Origin of the sequence: Kitasatospora sp. NBC_00315, assembly GCF_041435095.1 — a bacterium.
Taxonomy (GTDB): Bacteria; Actinomycetota; Actinomycetes; order Streptomycetales; family Streptomycetaceae; genus Kitasatospora.
Window position 1 is genome coordinate 3,684,237 of the sequence record NZ_CP108025.1, and the last position, 16,089, is coordinate 3,700,325.

At 70.0% G+C, this 16,089-nt stretch carries 17 protein-coding genes; 10 read left to right on the forward strand and 7 right to left on the reverse strand.

Annotated features, from left to right (window positions below; translation table 11 throughout):
- The first annotated feature begins 28 nt into the window (after nucleotides 1–28).
- The 4 genes from OG823_RS14870 to OG823_RS14885 all read left to right on the forward strand — a co-directional run bounded on the left by OG823_RS14870 (nucleotide 29) and on the right by OG823_RS14885 (nucleotide 4,073).
- Entirely contained in the window at nucleotides 29–1,162 is a 1,134-nt protein-coding gene (locus OG823_RS14870) for a FecCD family ABC transporter permease (RefSeq protein ID WP_371480007.1), read from the forward strand.
- Entirely contained in the window at nucleotides 1,159–2,232 is a 1,074-nt protein-coding gene (locus OG823_RS14875; RefSeq protein ID WP_371480008.1) for a FecCD family ABC transporter permease, read from the forward strand. The genes OG823_RS14870 and OG823_RS14875 overlap by 4 nt, the downstream gene beginning before the upstream one ends.
- Nucleotides 2,232–3,056 carry an ABC transporter ATP-binding protein gene (locus tag OG823_RS14880; protein WP_371480009.1) on the forward strand — a complete coding sequence of 275 codons (825 nt, stop codon included), beginning with the start codon at nucleotides 2,232–2,234 and terminating at the stop codon, nucleotides 3,054–3,056. Before OG823_RS14875 ends, OG823_RS14880 begins: the two co-directional genes overlap by 1 nt.
- Before the next feature lie 75 nt (nucleotides 3,057–3,131).
- Entirely contained in the window at nucleotides 3,132–4,073 is a 942-nt protein-coding gene (locus OG823_RS14885) for an ABC transporter substrate-binding protein (protein ID WP_371480010.1), read from the forward strand.
- Nucleotides 4,074–4,097: 24 nt separating this feature from the next.
- Here OG823_RS14885 and OG823_RS14890 read toward each other — a convergent pair whose 3' ends face one another.
- From OG823_RS14890 to OG823_RS14900, 3 genes are read right to left on the reverse strand one after another with little or no spacing between them, the layout of a single operon-like run.
- Nucleotides 4,098–4,463, reverse strand: coding sequence for a hypothetical protein (locus OG823_RS14890; protein ID WP_371480011.1), 366 nt, complete (start codon nucleotides 4,461–4,463; stop codon nucleotides 4,098–4,100).
- Nucleotides 4,460–4,699, reverse strand: a complete 240-nt coding sequence (locus OG823_RS14895; RefSeq protein ID WP_371480012.1) for a hypothetical protein — start codon at nucleotides 4,697–4,699, stop codon at nucleotides 4,460–4,462. The genes OG823_RS14890 and OG823_RS14895 overlap by 4 nt, the downstream gene beginning before the upstream one ends.
- Nucleotides 4,700–4,748: 49 nt before the next feature.
- Nucleotides 4,749–5,162 carry an ATP-binding protein gene (locus OG823_RS14900; protein ID WP_371480013.1) on the reverse strand — a complete coding sequence of 138 codons (414 nt, stop codon included), beginning with the start codon at nucleotides 5,160–5,162 and terminating at the stop codon, nucleotides 4,749–4,751.
- Between the two features lie 279 nt (nucleotides 5,163–5,441).
- Here OG823_RS14900 and OG823_RS14905 point away from each other — a divergent pair, with 279 nt between their 5' ends.
- The 3 genes from OG823_RS14905 (at nucleotide 5,442) to OG823_RS14915 (ending at nucleotide 8,590) form a co-directional block, all read left to right on the forward strand.
- The gene (locus tag OG823_RS14905) at nucleotides 5,442–6,305 is read left to right on the forward strand and encodes a helix-turn-helix domain-containing protein (protein WP_371480014.1); all 864 of its coding nucleotides are present in this window, start codon (nucleotides 5,442–5,444) and stop codon (nucleotides 6,303–6,305) included.
- Nucleotides 6,298–6,501 (forward strand): DUF397 domain-containing protein, encoded by a 204-nt coding sequence (locus OG823_RS14910; protein WP_371480015.1) that lies wholly within the window; start codon nucleotides 6,298–6,300, stop codon nucleotides 6,499–6,501. Before OG823_RS14905 ends, OG823_RS14910 begins: the two co-directional genes overlap by 8 nt.
- A 703-nt stretch (nucleotides 6,502–7,204) precedes the next feature.
- Nucleotides 7,205–8,590, forward strand: coding sequence for an IS1380 family transposase (locus tag OG823_RS14915; protein WP_371480016.1), 1,386 nt, complete (start codon nucleotides 7,205–7,207; stop codon nucleotides 8,588–8,590).
- A 331-nt stretch (nucleotides 8,591–8,921) separates the two neighbouring features.
- Here the strand turns inward: OG823_RS14915 and OG823_RS14920 are convergent, their stop codons facing one another.
- Both OG823_RS14920 and OG823_RS14925 read right to left on the reverse strand, forming a co-directional pair.
- The gene (locus OG823_RS14920) at nucleotides 8,922–9,233 is read right to left on the reverse strand and encodes an XRE family transcriptional regulator (RefSeq protein WP_371480017.1); all 312 of its coding nucleotides are present in this window, start codon (nucleotides 9,231–9,233) and stop codon (nucleotides 8,922–8,924) included.
- A gap of 49 nt (nucleotides 9,234–9,282) precedes the next feature.
- Nucleotides 9,283–9,639 (reverse strand): type II toxin-antitoxin system RelE/ParE family toxin, encoded by a 357-nt coding sequence (locus OG823_RS14925; RefSeq protein WP_371480018.1) that lies wholly within the window; start codon nucleotides 9,637–9,639, stop codon nucleotides 9,283–9,285.
- A 79-nt stretch (nucleotides 9,640–9,718) separates the two neighbouring features.
- Here OG823_RS14925 and OG823_RS14930 point away from each other — a divergent pair, with 79 nt between their 5' ends.
- From OG823_RS14930 to OG823_RS14940, 3 genes are all read left to right on the forward strand, one after another.
- Nucleotides 9,719–10,321, forward strand: a complete 603-nt coding sequence (locus OG823_RS14930; RefSeq protein WP_371480019.1) for an ATP-binding protein — start codon at nucleotides 9,719–9,721, stop codon at nucleotides 10,319–10,321.
- A gap of 77 nt (nucleotides 10,322–10,398) precedes the next feature.
- On the forward strand, nucleotides 10,399–11,775 hold the full coding sequence (locus OG823_RS14935) for an IS1380 family transposase (RefSeq protein WP_371480020.1): 1,377 nt from the start codon (nucleotides 10,399–10,401) through the stop codon (nucleotides 11,773–11,775).
- A 250-nt stretch (nucleotides 11,776–12,025) separates the two neighbouring features.
- A complete protein-coding gene (locus OG823_RS14940) occupies nucleotides 12,026–12,598 on the forward strand; it encodes a hypothetical protein (protein WP_371480021.1) in 573 nt (190 codons plus the stop codon).
- Nucleotides 12,599–12,784: 186 nt separating this feature from the next.
- Here the strand turns inward: OG823_RS14940 and OG823_RS14945 are convergent, their stop codons facing one another.
- On the reverse strand, nucleotides 12,785–14,170 hold the full coding sequence (locus OG823_RS14945; RefSeq protein ID WP_371480016.1) for an IS1380 family transposase: 1,386 nt from the start codon (nucleotides 14,168–14,170) through the stop codon (nucleotides 12,785–12,787).
- Between the two features lie 315 nt (nucleotides 14,171–14,485).
- Entirely contained in the window at nucleotides 14,486–15,742 is a 1,257-nt protein-coding gene (locus tag OG823_RS14950) for an Ig-like domain-containing protein (protein ID WP_371480022.1), read from the reverse strand.
- Between the last annotated feature and the right edge of the window lie 347 nt (nucleotides 15,743–16,089).

Genomic DNA, 16,089 nt, shown 5'->3' on the forward strand with positions numbered 1-16,089 from the left:
AATTAGCTTAGCCTAAGCTACTTTCGAGATGGATCCCACGACCGCCGCCCCCGTGCCCCCGCCCGCCCCCGGGCCGCCCTCCGCGACCTCTCCCGCACCCGCCCCCTCGCCCTCGCCCGCCCCCTCGTCCGCGCCCGCCCCCTCGTCCGCGCCCGGCCGACGGCGGCTGCTGCGCCGCCGGGTGCTGTGGCTCGCGGCCGCGCTGACCGTCCTGGTCGTCGCGGTGCTGCTGAGCCTGGCCGTCGGCAGCCGCACCATCCCGTTCGGCGAGACGGTGTCGGCGCTGCTGCACGGCGGCGACTCCACCGACGCCGTCGTCGTCAGGGAGCTGCGGGTGCCCCGCACGGTCGTCGGCCTCGCCGTCGGCGCGGCCCTCGGCCTGGCCGGCACCGTCATGCAGGGCATCACCCGCAACCCGATCGCCGACCCCGGCATCCTCGGCGTCAGCCAGGGCGCGGCGGCCGGCGTGGTGCTGGCGATCTCCGCCTTCGGGGTCGGCTCGCTCACCGGTTACGTCTGGTTCGGCTTCGTCGGCGCCGCCCTCGCCACCGTGCTGGTGTACGCACTGGCCGGGCACGGCCGGGGCGGGGCGACGCCGATCAGGCTCGCGCTGGCCGGCGCGGCGATGTCGGCGTTCATCGCCTCACTCAACTCCCTGGTGCTCACCACCGACGCCGCCACCATGGACCGCTTCCGCTTCTGGCAGGTGGGCTCGCTCTCCGGCCGCTCCGCGGACGTGGCCTGGCAGCTGATGCCGTTCCTCGCGGCCGGCACGGTCCTGGTGTTCACCGTCGCCCGCGGTCTGGACGCGCTGGCCCTGGGCGACGACACGGCCAAGGGGCTCGGCGCGAGGACCGGCCTGGTGCGGCTCGTCGGGGCACTCGGCGCGACCGTGCTGACCGGCTCGGCGGTGGCCGCCGCCGGACCGATCGCCTTCGTCGGACTCGCCGTGCCGCACGCCGCCCGCGCACTGGTCGGCGCCGACCACCGCTGGGTGCTGACCCTCTCCGCGCTGCTCGGGCCGGCGCTGCTGCTGCTGGCGGACGCGCTCGGGCGGGTGCTCTTCCCGCCCTCCGAGGTGCCGGCCGGGGTGATGACCGCACTGGTCGGTGTGCCGGTGCTGGTCGCACTGGTGCGCCGGCGCACGGTGGTGGCCGCGTGAGCGCCGCCGTCACCCCCGGCTCCACCCGGAGAGCCACGCCCGCCGGTTACCGGGTGCTGCGCGCCGGACGCGCCTCCTTCCTGCTGCACCGCCGCTCCGTACTGGTCGCCGCCGCCCTGCTGCTGGTGCTCGCCGCCGTGGCGGTCGCCTCGCTCTGCCTCGGCGAGTCCACGCTCTCCCCGGCCGAGGTGCTCAAGGTGCTCCTCGGGCGCCCCAGCCCGGACCGGCTCGTGGTCGGCGAGTTCCGGCTGCCCCGGATCGAGGTCGGCCTGCTGGTCGGGCTCGCCCTCGGGCTGGCCGGTGCGCTGATCCAGACCGTCGCCCGCAACCCGCTGGCCGGCCCGGACGTCATCGGGGTCTCGCACGGCGCGGCCGCCCTGGTGGTCGGCCTGCTCGCGTACGGAGTGGTCGGCTCCACCGGCCAGGTGCCGTACGCGGCGGTGGCGGGCGGACTGGCGGCCGGGCTGCTGGTGTACGCGCTCGCCTGGCGGCGCGGCATGCACGCGCAGCGCTTCGTGCTGGTCGGCATCGGCGTCAGCGTCGCGCTGTCCTCGCTCACCACCGTCTTCCTGACCAAGGGTGACGGCCTCCAGGCCCAGCAGGCCAAGGTCTGGATGACCGGCAGCCTGAACGGGGCGGGCCAGGACCAGTTCGACTGGCTCCTCCGGGTGCTGGTGGCCGCCGTACCCGCCGTGCTCTGGGCCGCCCGGGCGCAGCGCGGCATCTCCTTCGACGACGCCACCGCCGTCGGCCTCGGCCTGCGGCTGGACCGCATCCGCCTGGGCATGGCGCTGCTGGGTGTCGTGCTGGCCTCCTGCGCGGCGGGCGCGGCCGGGCCGGTGGACTTCGTCGCGTTGACGGCCCCGCAGATCGCCCTGCGCCTGGCGCGCTCGGCGCAGATCCCGCTGCTCTGCTCGGCGCTCACCGGCTCGGTGCTGGTCGTCCTCGCCGACCTGCTCGCCCGCCGACTGCTCGCCCCCGTCGAACTGCCCGTCGGCGTGGTGACCGGCCTGGTGGGCGCGCCGTACCTGATGTGGCTGCTCGTCCGATCCCGCCGTGGAGGCTCCTGATGACCGCGCCCCTGACGACCGCCCACCGCCTGGAGGCACGGGACCTCACGCTCGCGTACGAGGCGCGCACGGTCGTGGAGGGGCTGGACCTCGCCGTCCCCGACGGCCGGGTCACCGTGATCGTGGGGCCGAACGCCTGCGGCAAGTCCACCCTGCTGCGGGCGCTGGGGCGGCTGCTGAGGCCCACCCGCGGAGCCGTGCTGCTGGACGGCTCCGAGCTGGCGCGGGTGCCCACCCGGCGGATCGCCCAGCGGATCGGCCTGCTTCCGCAGTCCCCGCTGGCGCCGGAGGGCATCACGGTCGGCGACCTGGTCGCGCGCGGGCGCCAGCCGCACCAGAGCTGGTGGCAGCAGTGGTCGGCCGAGGACGAGGAGGCCGTCGCCGAGGCGCTGCTGCGCACCTCCACCGCCGAGCTGGCCGACCGCAGCGTGGACGAGCTGTCCGGGGGCCAGCGACAGCGGGCCTGGATCGCGATGGCGCTCGCCCAGGGCACCGACATCCTGCTGCTGGACGAGCCGACCACCTTCCTGGACATCGCCCACCAGGTCGAGGTGCTCGATCTGGTGCGCCGGCTGAACGTGGAGAAGGGACGCACCGTGGTCGCCGTGCTGCACGACCTCAACCAGGCCGCCCGGTACGCGGACCACCTGGTCGCGATGCGCGACGGGAGGATCGTCGCGCAGGGCGCCCCGACCGAGATCGTCACCGCCGCGCTGGTTCGCGAGGTCTTCGGCCTGGAGTCGGTGATCGTCCCGGACCCGGTCACGGGTACTCCGCTGGTGGTACCGGGCGCGCCCTGGGCGGTAACGGCCGACCTCCAGTGACAATCCGGACATAATCGACGCATCGAACGGCCGCCGAACCGGCGGGGCCGCCCGACCGACGTCCGAGAGGTCCCGATGCCTGGTCAGATCCCGCACCGGCTCGCCCGGCGGACGCTGCTCGCCGGGCTCGCCGGGCTGGGCCTCGGCGGAGCGGGCCTCACCGCCTGCGCGGGCACCACCGCCACCACCGCCGACAGCGCGGCCTCCGCGACCACGCCGCCGCCGGGCCCGCGCGTCGTCGTCCTGGACACCGCCGCGCTCGACTCCGCCATGACCCTCGGCATCACCCCGGTCGGTGCCGCCCGGGCCCCGGCCGACACCGGCCTGCCCGACTACTGGCCCGCCTCCCGACTCGCCGAGATCACCACGGTCGGCGAGATCGGCGCCCCGGACACCGCCGTCGTCCGGAGGCTGCGACCGGACCTCGTCCTCGGCAACCAGGTCAGCGACGGTGCCCACTACGAGACGCTCCGGCGGGTCGCCCCGACCCTCCTCACCCCGGCCGCCGCCCAGGTCTGGAAGAGCAACTTCCTGCAGCACGCCCAGGCCCTGGACCGCCGTGCGGCGGCCGACGCCTTCACCACCGCCTACCAGCGGCACGCCGCGCAGGTCGCGCAGGCCCTGGCCGCGGCCGGGCTCGGCGGCCGGCGGATCAGCCTCGTCCGGTTCGCCGAGAACGCCCCGCCCCGGATGTACGGACGCCAGAGCTTCCCCGGCACCCTGCTGACCGACGTCCAGCTGGGCCGCCCCGACCCGCAGGACACCGACCAGGCCGAGATCGACCTCCCCGCCGACCAGATCGCCCGCGCCGACGGCGACTTCATCCTGTACGCGACCTACGGCGACCCGGTGGCCTCCGGTGCGACCGCCACCCTGGCCTCCCCCGGCTGGCAGGCCCTGGGCGCGGTCCGGGCGCACCGCGCCTTCCCGGTCGACGACCGGCTCTGGTTCCAGGGCGTGGGTTACACCGGCGCCAACGCCGTCCTGGACGAGCTGCAGCACCTGCTCGGCGCCTGAGACGAGGCGACGGGTCGGCCCGGGTCAGGCGGGTATGCCGGGGCGCCTGCGGTGGCGACCGGGCCGAGGCCGGGTCGCCGGGATGTGCGTCTGGGGGATGTGCGGCGCGGGGATTTCAGTCTCGGGGATATCAGTCTCCGGGTGGTGGGTCTCGGGGCCGAAGTGACCGGCCTGGCGGGCGATCCAGGAGTACTCGCTGCTTCCGTCGGGGAGGCGGCGGAGCTCCCAGCGCCCGTGGCGGGTGATCGGGGTCGGCGGAGCGAGCGCCTGCTCGTCGGGATGCGGCGCCCTGAGCGTCGCCAGGACCCCCAGGGCCACCGTGACGAGCGCGAGCGCGAGGAGGGTCAGCAGGGCCGCACCGGCGAGGAAACCTGCGGTCCCGCTCCTCATCGGTGCGGCCGGATGACCCGGGTGCCGAGGTGGGCGGCGAGGGCGTGCAGGAGTTCCTCGGCCTGGTCGCGGGTGAGCGGAAGCGCGAGCTGCTCACCGGGGCCGAGGCTGATGTCCAGATCGACCGCGCAGCGGAGTTGGACGGCGGCGTCCGGCACGCGTTCGACGGTGAGGTAGGGCACGGTGGTGCGCTCGACGTGCGCCGGCTGCGGCACCAGCGGGATCAGGACTCCCACGGTCCACCCCGGTCCAGGTCGCCGAGCGGATCGGTGCGGTGGTCGCCGGTCATGCGGCGGCGTCCAGCTCGAACCAGATGCTCTTGCCGGTCCTGCGGGGCGCGGCGCCGAAACGGTGGGTGAGGTTGCGGACCAGGTGCAGGCCCCGGCCGGACAGCTCGTACGGGTCGGAACAGGGCAGCTCCTCGGGGAGGTCCGGGCCGTCGTCGGAGACGGACACGCGCAGTGTGCGGTTCGCCAGCACGACGACCACCACGACGGGAGCCGGACTGCCGCCGTGCTTCCAGGCGTTGACGTACAGCTCGCAGAGGGCGAGTTCGGCGTCGTGGATGACGTCCGGGGGCCAGCCGACCAGGCTCATCGCCTCACGCAGCTCCTCGCGGGCGGCGGACCAGTCGGGTGGCTCCGGCGAACGGGACGATTCGGGGGATCGGTACGGTTCGGGCAGGTTGCAGGCACGCATGGGAGACCTCCGTGCGGGATGGGGTGAGGGTACGCGTCGGCGGGGTCGTCGCCGTGAGCCAGGCCAGGACATGGCTGCTCTTCGGTGCGGGGCAGCAGGTATCTACTGCCCTGTGAGTAGGCGTTACTGACGATCCGTCCGATCCACGCGATGACGACCATAGCCGACTCCGGCTTAAATTTAAGTGCGATGCCGGGAAGTTCCCTCTCCAGTGGGACGGATGGCCGCTCTCATGGACGGCGCGGCACACTAGTCTCACAAGAACGCCGAGAGGAACCCATGCCCGGTCGCCACGACCCCACACTTCGTCAGCGCCGCATCGGCGCCGAACTGCGGAGGATGCGAGAGCAGGCCGGTTTCGGCGGCAGCCACCTCGCCCGCGTGCTCGGCGTCAGTCCTGCCCAGGTGACGCAGATGGAGAACGGCAAGTCCAGCGTCAGCGCCGATCGGCTCCGCACGGTCGCGGCAGCCTGCATGTGCGCCAACGGACCTCTCGTCGAAGCCCTCGCCGCCATGGCCTCGGAGCGAGGAGTCAGGTGGTGGGACGAGCATCGCGGCTCCCTGGGCACTCCCTTCCTCGACGTGGCCGAGATCGAGGGCCACGCGGAGAAGATCTCCACCTACACGATCACCTTCATCCCGGGACTGTTGCAGACCGCCGACTACGCCGCCTCCGTATTCGATCGGGCGATTCCGCCCCTGCCCCGCCAAGCCGTCGACACGCGGATCGCCTTTCGCCTGCAGAGGCAACAGATCGTCCGATCCGGCGCGGTTCCCTACACCGCTTTCATCCACGAAGCGGCGCTCCGCATGCAGTTCAGCGGACCGAAGGTTCTCATCGAACAGCTCGGCGCCCTCGTCCAGGACTCGCACCACCCGAGGATCTCCATCCGAGTAGTGCGGTTCGACGTCAAATCGCTGCCTGGCCCCAGCGAGAACCTCACCTTCGCCGAGGGCCCGGTGCAGGAACTGGACACCATCCAGATCGATGTCAGCCATGGCCATCTGATCCTCGACTCGCCGGCTCAACTCGCGAGCTACCGGGAGATCCTCGCTCGCATCGACTCCGTGGCTCTCCCGGAGGACGAGTCACGAGACCTCATCCAGTCCGTCCAGAAGGAAATCGAAAGCAAACATGGCTAGTCCCGCCTGGCAGAAGGCCACGCACTCAAGCGCGAACAACGCATGCCTGGAGGTCCGGACCGTCGACGGCCTGGTCGAGCTCCGCGAGTCCGACGACGGCGAGATCATCGTCCGCACCACACCCCTCAAGTTCGCCAAGTTCCTCCAGGGCGTCAAGGACGGCGAGTTCGACCACCACGCCGACCCCGACACCTGACGACATCGGCCCCTTCGGGCGGGGCGGACGCGGCGGTCGGGCGGCCCTTCCTCGCGAAGGGGCCCGCCGTCCGGATGGGGGCGGGCATCGCAGGGACGCGTGCCCGCTGCTCCTCTACGCTGTCCGGGGAAAATGACGATCTGTCAACAGCGATCAGGGGGCCCTCGTTGACTCCGGCAAGCGCACCGTCACGTGTGATAGCGGGTCGTTACCGGCTGGTCGGCTTCCTCGGGTCGGGCGGGATGGGACGGGTCTGGAGGGCCCACGACCAGCAACTGGGCATTGACGTCGCCGCATCCCGCCAGGAGTGTGATGCCGTCTATTGCGGGGGCTCTTTGTGAGATCACTTCTCTGAGAACCTCAGCTCAGCCTGCGCAACGGGACAATCCGACCGGACAGCACATGGTCGCGGCGCTGACGCCGCCAATCGTCCTCTGGGGAAATCCTGGAGAAGATCTTGCGGTTGGGCCCTCGGAGCGCCGATTCAGACCAACGCAGGGCAACGCACCGATCTGCTCCTTTGACGGCGACCCAGCGCCAGCAAGTTTGATGGGGACTTCGAAGCCCACCTGAAGGTTCAGCCCGAATCCACCGGCCGATAGTCGGTCCAGGGTCCGGACATGAAAACGGAGATGCCCTCTGACCTGGGAAGATGTGACTTGTCTAGGGTTACATCCATCGGGTCTGGAGGGGCATCTCCGGAATGCAGTCTCTCATGCCGCCGCGAGCGGTTTCCGCCGTGTTCGACGAGCCGAACCTGATCGCGGATGCGGGGCTGGTCGCGCTGGTCCGCCTCGCCGAACGGGTCGGCCTGCCGGCCTTGGTCGAGGACAGGCTGCGCATCGACGGTGCCGGCAACAGTGGCGGCGCGAACCCGGTCGCGAAGGTGGTGAGCCTGGTCGCGGCGATGTGTGCCGGGGCCGACTCCATCGACGACACCGACCGGCTGCGGTACGGCGCGATGGGCCTGCTGTTCGGCGGGGTGCGGGCGCCGTCGACACTGGGCACCTTCCTGCGCTCGTTCACCCACGGCCATAACCGGCAACTCCATGCCGTGCACCGGGACTTCCTCGCCCGGCTCGCACGGGCCACTTCACTACTGCCCGGCGCGGACCAGGTGGCGTTCGTCGACATCGACCCCAGCCACCGACGCGTCTACGGCCGCGGCAAGCAGGGCGCCGAGGTCGGCCGGTTCAAGGGCGTGCGCACCCTGCACCCGATCCTGGCCACCCTCTCCACGCCGTTGGCCCGGCCGGTGATCGCGGCCGTCCGGCTGCGGCGGGGCAAGGCTGCCGACGCCCGCGGCGCCGGACCCTTCACCGCCGAGGCCCTGGCCTCCGCCCGACAGACCGGCGCGAGCGGGACGGTGATCGCCCGCGCGGACAGCCAGTTCTACAACGCCGACGTCGTGGCCGCCTGCCGCCGTGCCGGGGCCCGCTTCTCCCTGACCGTGCGGATGAACCCCCACATCGCGGCAGCGATCACGCGGATCCCCGACGACGTTTGGACGCCGATCCGCTACCCCGAGGCGTTCGTCGACCCCGACACCGGCGAGCTGGTCTCCGACGCCGAGGTCGCCGAGACCGAGTACACCGCGTTCACCGGCCGCAAGAAGGCCGAGCAGGTCACCGCTCGCCTGATCGTGCGCCGAGTGCGCCGCCTCAACAGCGAAACAACGGCCGGCCAGGGCGAGTTGTTCACCGCCTGGCGCTACCACCCGGTGTTCACCGACAGCCCGTTCACCATGCTCCAAGCCGAGTACCAACACCGCCAGCACGCCGTCATCGAACAGGTCATCGCGGACGGGAAGTCCGGGCCGCTCGCCCACCTGCCCTCCGGCAGATTCCAGGCCAACAACGCGTGGCTGACCCTGTGGGCGATCGCGTTCAACCTGCTGCGGGCCGCCGGCTGCCTCGCCGGCACCTTCCACGCCCGGGCCACCACCTCCACCCTGCGCGCCCACCTGGTCAACATCCCCGCCCGAATCGCCCGTTCAGCCCGCCGCCTGACGCTCCGCCTGCCCGACCGCTGGCCCTGGCAACACGCCTTCACCGACCTGTTCGACGCCGCCCACGCACCACCGGGCTGATCACCGACCTGACCACCCCGCCCGCCAGGGCCCGACCGGAGCACACGTGGAAGAGCTGGACAGACCAGCGGACACCCCACGCCCTCCGGCCGGATCACCCCGACAGAACCACCAAAACGATCAGTCCGGGAATCAGCCCGGTGGATTCGGGTTCAGTAGAAGGGCTCGCCACGCGCTCATAGCCATACCAGGAGCACGGACTCCTGAGGGCGTTCAGCCCAACCAGTGCACTGGCATTCCTGCGACTTCATCCCGTCATGAGGCGTCCACAGGTCATGGCCCCGCGCCAGCGACCGCGCGGGGCCGATGTGGCGTAAGCACCGGGAGATGGCTAGCCAAGGATGATCCTCTCGTCGCCAAAGTCGGCCACGATCTCCAGTTTCCCGCCCAGGGCGGCGACGTAGGACTCCAAGGTGCTGAGTTCAGTTCGACTCAGCCCACCGCGCTCGATGGCACTGACTCGGGACTGCGTGATACCCATCGCCTCGGCCATCGCCTGTTGCGTGAGGTCACGCCGCTTGCGCGCCTCCGCAAGGCGATGGGCGCGAACCTCAGCGAGCATGCGTCCGCGGTGCGTGTCGACTGAGTCCTCGTCGTCCGGCTCGATAAGTTCAGCGCGCAGGTCACGCCAGTTGGTGCTCATCACGTTCTCCCCTTGGCTCTTCTGATCTTGGTCGGCGGGCGGTCCGGGCTCACTTCGGGTCCAAGTGGGTCCGATAGCGCTTCTCAGCGAGGGGAATGGCTTCCTTGTACCAGCCTGTCCAGTTGCCGGACTTGTCGCCAGCGACAAGTACGACTGCTCGGCGGCTTGGGTCGAAGATGAACAGGAGTCGCACTTCACTGGCGCCGGCCGAGCCGGGCCTGAGCTCCTTCAGGTTCGCAAGATCCGAACCCTTGATGCCGTCCACGAGCGGGCGCCCAAGCGCCGGCCCCTGTCCTTCCAGCACGTCCAAGGCTGCGGTGATGAGGCGAAGGGTGTCACGGTCCTCTTTGCGGAGCAGGTGCAACCACTCGCGCACCTCGTCGACGATGACGATTTCCCAGGCCACGTGTACCCTCACCTTCAACCATGCACAACACAGCTATACTACAACACTTGCGTTCTGATGACTACAGCGAGGTGCGCGTGTGAGCGAGTCTGATCTATACACCCGCAGGAAGCTGGTGCTGCGCTCCTTCAGCCCATCGGCCCCCATCACCAATCGCACCCTGTTCGCCGGTCGCATTGATCAGATGAACACTCTTATGTCCGTCGTCTACCAGCGTGGTCAGCACGCTGTCATCTACGGTGAGCGCGGCGTCGGCAAGACCTCATTGGCGAAGGTCATGAAGGAGGTATTGGACTCTGGCTCCTGGGCCAGCTACCACACCTGCGCGAGTGGCGACACCTTCGGGTCCATCTGGAGATCTATCCTCGCAACCTTTCGGACGGACGAAAGACGCCCTGGTGTCGGCTTCGTCAACACTACAAAGGTGACCATTGGGTCACTGGCGGATGAACTTCCGCCCGGCGAACCTTCGCCCAACGACGTGCGGCTGGCACTCGAGCTGCTTGCGGATGCCGCTCCAGAGTCGGTGATCTTCATCGATGAGTTTGACAGGCCCACCGATCCGGCCATCAGCTCCCACTTTGCGGACACCATCAAGATCCTCTCCGATCAGAGTGTGGCGGTCACGGTGGTCCTAGCCTCGCGCTTTCATGAGCGGCTCGTCCAAACCTTGATCAAATAAACGGAGAGTGCTTCTGACCTGCAACGATGGGACTTGTCTAGGGTCCTGTCCGCTGCAAGGAAAGAAGCACTCTCCAGGTGAAGAAGCTTATCGGGTCCTACCCGCGCGTCCGCGTCCAGGGCGACGGCGGTGCGGTGGTCTCGCAGGCCGGCGGGGTGCTGCTGGTGGAGACCGTGCGCAAGACCGGGTTGGACACAGCGATATCGGCGGCGCTGGCGCCGTGGCGCAAACAGCGTGCGGTGCACGACCCGGGCAAGGTGCTGCTGGACCTGGCCCTGGCGATGGCGCTGGGCGGGGACTGCCTGTCGGACGTGGCCGTGCTGCGTGCCGAACCGCAGGTGTTCGGGCTGGTGGCCTCCGACCCCACCGTCTCGCGCCTGGTGGAGACCCTGGCCGCGGCCGGGCCCCACGCGCTGACCGCGATCCGCCGGGCCAGGGCCGAGGTCCGCGAACGGGTCTGGAAGCTTGCCGGGGCCGATGCCCCCGACGCCGGAGGGCAGGTGATCGTGGACATCGACGGAGTGCTGGTGCTGGCGCACTCCGAGAAGCAGGACGCGACCGCGACCTGGAAGCGGACCTTCGGACACCACCCGCTGGTCGCGTTCGTCGACCACGGAGCGGGTGGTTCCGGGGAACCGGTGGCCGCACTGCTGCGGCCGGGCAACGCCGGCAGCAACACCGCCGCCGACCACATCACCACCACCCAGCTCGCCCTGGCCCAACTTCCCAAGCGCCACCGGCGTGGACGCCGCACCCTGATCCGCACCGACTCCGCAGGAGGCACCCACGACTTCCTGAACTGGCTGACCACACGCGGCCGGTGGCTGTCCTACTCGGTCGGGATGACGATCACCGACGCGGTCCACCAGGCCGTGCTCCATGTCCCGGCCCCGGCCTGGACGCCCGCGGTCGAACCCGACGGCCAGGTCCGCGACGGCGCCTGGGTCGCCGAACTCGCGGGCGACGTCCTCAACGGCTGGCCGAAGGGAATACGGCTGATCGTCCGCAAGGAACGACCGCACCCCGGAGCCCAGTTGAGGTTCACCGACGCCGACGGGATGCGCCTGACCTGCTTCGCCACCAACACCCCCGGAACCGCGATCGCAGCCCTGGAACTGCGGCACCGCCAGCGCGCCCGCGCCGAGGACCGCATCCGCGCCGCCCGCGACACCGGCCTGCGCAATCTCCCCCTGCACCACACCGCCCAAAATCAGCTCTGGCTGGAGATCGTCCAACTCGCCCTGGACCTCCTCGCCTGGATGCCCACGCTCGCCCTCACCGGCCGAACCCGCAGATGGGAACCCAAGCGCATGCGGCTGCGACTGTTCTCCGCCGCCGCCCGCCTGGTCACCACCGGCCGCCGCCGCATCCTCCGCCTGGCCAACCACTGGCCCTGGACCGACGTGATCACTACCGCGTTCAGCAGGCTGCAAGCACTACCGAACCCTGGCTGACCAGCGACAACGACCCACCCCGACGAGCAGCCGAACACCTCCGGAACCGTGGAATCCGACGCGCACCCGACGCGACAGTCGGGCCCTCGGCCTACCCACCACTACCCACACAAGCCGAAACGGCCCGCCGACCACGCCAACGGACCGTCATGAAAAATCGAGGCTAGTCGGGGTAGCGGACACCATCGACGAACTGATCGCCGAACACGCCTCCGTTCAGCGCGCCTTGGTGCAGATTCAAATGCCACGCATGACCAACCAAGAGCTGATGGAGATCGTTACGCAGGGAATGAAGTCAGCCACCCTCAAGGTGAGGCAGGGGTTCGCGCATCGCGTCGTAAAACTCTCGCAAGGGCTGCCCCACTACACTCACTTGCTTAGCCAACACGCCGGACTTCACGTCGTGAGGGAAGGTCGCGTAATTGTCACCAATGATGACTTCGATGCGGCCGTTTCCAACGCCCTCACCAATGTCTCCCAGACCGTGCGGGAAAAATACCACCGTTCGACGTTCAGTAATCGTGAGAACCTCTACCAGGAAGTGCTCCTCGCCTGTGCCCTGGCAGAGAAGGACGAGATGGGCACTTTCGGAGCGCCCGACGTACGCGACAAACTCTCACTCATCACAGGGAAGCGCTACGAGATCCAAGCATTTGCGAATCACCTGACGAACTTCTCCACACAGGACGGAACCCGTGGAGGTATCCTCGTCAAGCGAGGCACCCAACGCCGATTCCGGTATCGGTTCATCGATCCATTGCTCCCTCCCTACGTGCTCATGAAGGGGACCTCGGAGGGAAAGATCAGCCTCCCAGGAGGCTGACAGCGGCCGGCTGGCAGAGGCTGTGGCTGACTCAGCCCGAATCCACCGGGCTGATTCCCGGACTGATCGTTTTGGTGGTTCTGTCGGGGTGATCCGGCCGGAGGGCGTGGGGTGTCCGCTGGTCTGTCCAGCTCTTCCACGTGTGCTCCGGTCGGGCCCTGGCGGGCGGGGTGGTCAGGTCGGTGATCAGCCCGGTGGTGCGTGGGCGGCGTCGAACAGGTCGGTGAAGGCGTGTTGCCAGGGCCAGCGGTCGGGCAGGCGGAGCGTCAGGCGGCGGGCTGAACGGGCGATTCGGGCGGGGATGTTGACCAGGTGGGCGCGCAGGGTGGAGGTGGTGGCCCGGGCGTGGAAGGTGCCGGCGAGGCAGCCGGCGGCCCGCAGCAGGTTGAACGCGATCGCCCACAGGGTCAGCCACGCGTTGTTGGCCTGGAATCTGCCGGAGGGCAGGTGGGCGAGCGGCCCGGACTTCCCGTCCGCGATGACCTGTTCGATGACGGCGTGCTGGCGGTGTTGGTACTCGGCTTGGAGCATGGTGAACGGGCTGTCGGTGAACACCGGGTGGTAGCGCCAGGCGGTGAACAACTCGCCCTGGCCGGCCGTTGTTTCGCTGTTGAGGCGGCGCACTCGGCGCACGATCAGGCGAGCGGTGACCTGCTCGGCCTTCTTGCGGCCGGTGAACGCGGTGTACTCGGTCTCGGCGACCTCGGCGTCGGAGACCAGCTCGCCGGTGTCGGGGTCGACGAACGCCTCGGGGTAGCGGATCGGCGTCCAAACGTCGTCGGGGATCCGCGTGATCGCTGCCGCGATGTGGGGGTTCATCCGCACGGTCAGGGAGAAGCGGGCCCCGGCACGGCGGCAGGCGGCCACGACGTCGGCGTTGTAGAACTGGCTGTCCGCGCGGGCGATCACCGTCCCGCTCGCGCCGGTCTGTCGGGCGGAGGCCAGGGCCTCGGCGGTGAAGGGTCCGGCGCCGCGGGCGTCGGCAGCCTTGCCCCGCCGCAGCCGGACGGCCGCGATCACCGGCCGGGCCAACGGCGTGGAGAGGGTGGCCAGGATCGGGTGCAGGGTGCGCACGCCCTTGAACCGGCCGACCTCGGCGCCCTGCTTGCCGCGGCCGTAGACGCGTCGGTGGCTGGGGTCGATGTCGACGAACGCCACCTGGTCCGCGCCGGGCAGTAGTGAAGTGGCCCGTGCGAGCCGGGCGAGGAAGTCCCGGTGCACGGCATGGAGTTGCCGGTTATGGCCGTGGGTGAACGAGCGCAGGAAGGTGCCCAGTGTCGACGGCGCCCGCACCCCGCCGAACAGCAGGCCCATCGCGCCGTACCGCAGCCGGTCGGTGTCGTCGATGGAGTCGGCCCCGGCACACATCGCCGCGACCAGGCTCACCACCTTCGCGACCGGGTTCGCGCCGCCACTGTTGCCGGCACCGTCGATGCGCAGCCTGTCCTCGACCAAGGCCGGCAGGCCGACCCGTTCGGCGAGGCGGACCAGCGCGACCAGCCCCGCATCCGCGATCAGGTTCGGCTCGTCGAACACGGCGGAAACCGCTCGCGGCGGCATGAGAGACTGCATTCCGGAGATGCCCCTCCAGACCCGATGGATGTAACCCTAGACAAGTCACATCTTCCCAGGTCAGAGGGCATCTCCGTTTTCATGTCCGGACCCTGGACCGACTATCGGCCGGTGGATTCGGGCTCAGTGGTCGGAGAAACGTGCGCAGCTCGTCCAGCAGATCCGCCACGCCGAGGCGGGCGAGATCGACCACCTGCTCGTCCCAGACCTCCGGCCGCCCGGCCGTCATTCGATCGGTGGCCGCTCTGGAAGAGCTCCCTGGTTCGGCGGTCGCCCGTCCTGTTCGTCACGGACGGTGCGGACGAACGGGCGGGGTTACCAGTTCGCCCAGAGGATGTTCCAGCCGCCGAGTCCGTTGTCGGGGGCGACCGTCTTCTCCTTCGAGTTCACGACCTTGACCACGTCGCCGATCAGCGAGCTGTTGAAGAACGCGCCCGCGACGGAGGTGTCGCTGCCGCCCTCCACGTCCTTGAGCGAGACGCAGCCGTGGCTGGTGTTGGCCTTGCCGAACGGGTCGCCCTTGTACCAGTAGTTGCCGTGGAGGTAGGTGCCGCTCGCGGTCAGCCGCATCGCGTGCGGGACGGCGGGGATGTCGTACTCGTCGCCGAGTCCGACGGTCCGGGAGTTCATGTGGGTGACCTTCTCCTTGGACATGATCACCATGGTGCCGCCCCACGACGGGTGCTTGTCGTCGCCGAGCGTGGCCGGCACGGTGGTGGTCTTGCCGTCCCGGACGATCGTGAGCTGGTGCGCGGCGGAGTCCGCAGTGGTCACCTGCGACCGGCCGATGGTGAACGGCTCGTCCTTGTCCACGTCGCCGTAGACGCCCGGCGCGACCTCGACGCTCTTCAGCCGGTAGTGGATGGTGACCTTGGTGCCCGGCTTCCAGTAGTCGGCCGGGCGGAAGTCCAGCCGGTCGTCGCCGAACCAGTGGCCCTTCACCTCGGTGCCGTTGTCGGTCGCGAAGGTGATGCCCCTGGCGACGGCGTCCTTGTTCACGATCTTCGTGCTGAACTCCACCTTGACGATCATGCCCACGCCGTAGGTCTGGCCGTCACCGATGTTGTCGTTGGTGGAGACCTGCTTGTCGGGCGCGCGTGTGGTGAACGCGGTGGTGGCGGCGGCGGTGAGGCCGTCGGCGTCCGTCGCCTGGGCGTTCACCGTGTACGCCGTGCCCGGTGCGAGCGAGGCGGCGGGCTTCCAGCCGGTGCCGTCCGGGGTGAGCGAGCCCTGCACGGGCCTGCCGTTCTTGTCGGTCACCTCGACGGTGGTGAGCTTCCCCTGGGAGACGGACACCTGAAGCGCGTCCGGGGCGACGCCCTGGGAGCCGTCCTTCGGTTCGACGTCCAGCACCGCGGCCGACGTCTTCGGCGCAGCCTCGGCCGCGGTGCTGGCCGCCGGGCCGGCGGCGGCTGCGGTGCCCGTCGGGCGGGAGGCCTCGGCGCCCCCGCCGTGGGGGCCGCCGCAGGCCGCGGTCATCAGCAGGATGCCGCCCATCGTCAGCGCCACCGCACCGCGGTTGAACCGGTCGCCGTTACGTATGGCGGTACGGGCCGCCTGAACAGTACTCACTTCTGCTCCTTCGCGGTGCAACAGTGCTCACTGTTGCTCCTTCTCGGTGATCACCCAGAGCTTGTCGGCGGGTTCGTCCCAGCGGCAACGGCCGGCGTCCGATCTGGGACGCAGGGACGGCTCTACCTGCTTTGAACTGGGACGACGTAACCTTCCTGGGACGCGTCCCAGGGGCGGAGAAGCGGCGTGGCGGGCGGCGGGAACCACGGGAGCGTGCGCGGCGTGCTTCTGTCCCGGAGACCGCTTCACGGTGGTCCGGCCGCAGGGGGGACGCGACAGCGCCGAACCCGACCGCCGGTGGCGGACGGAGACGGCGGGGCACGATCACTGCGGAAGCACGAACGGGG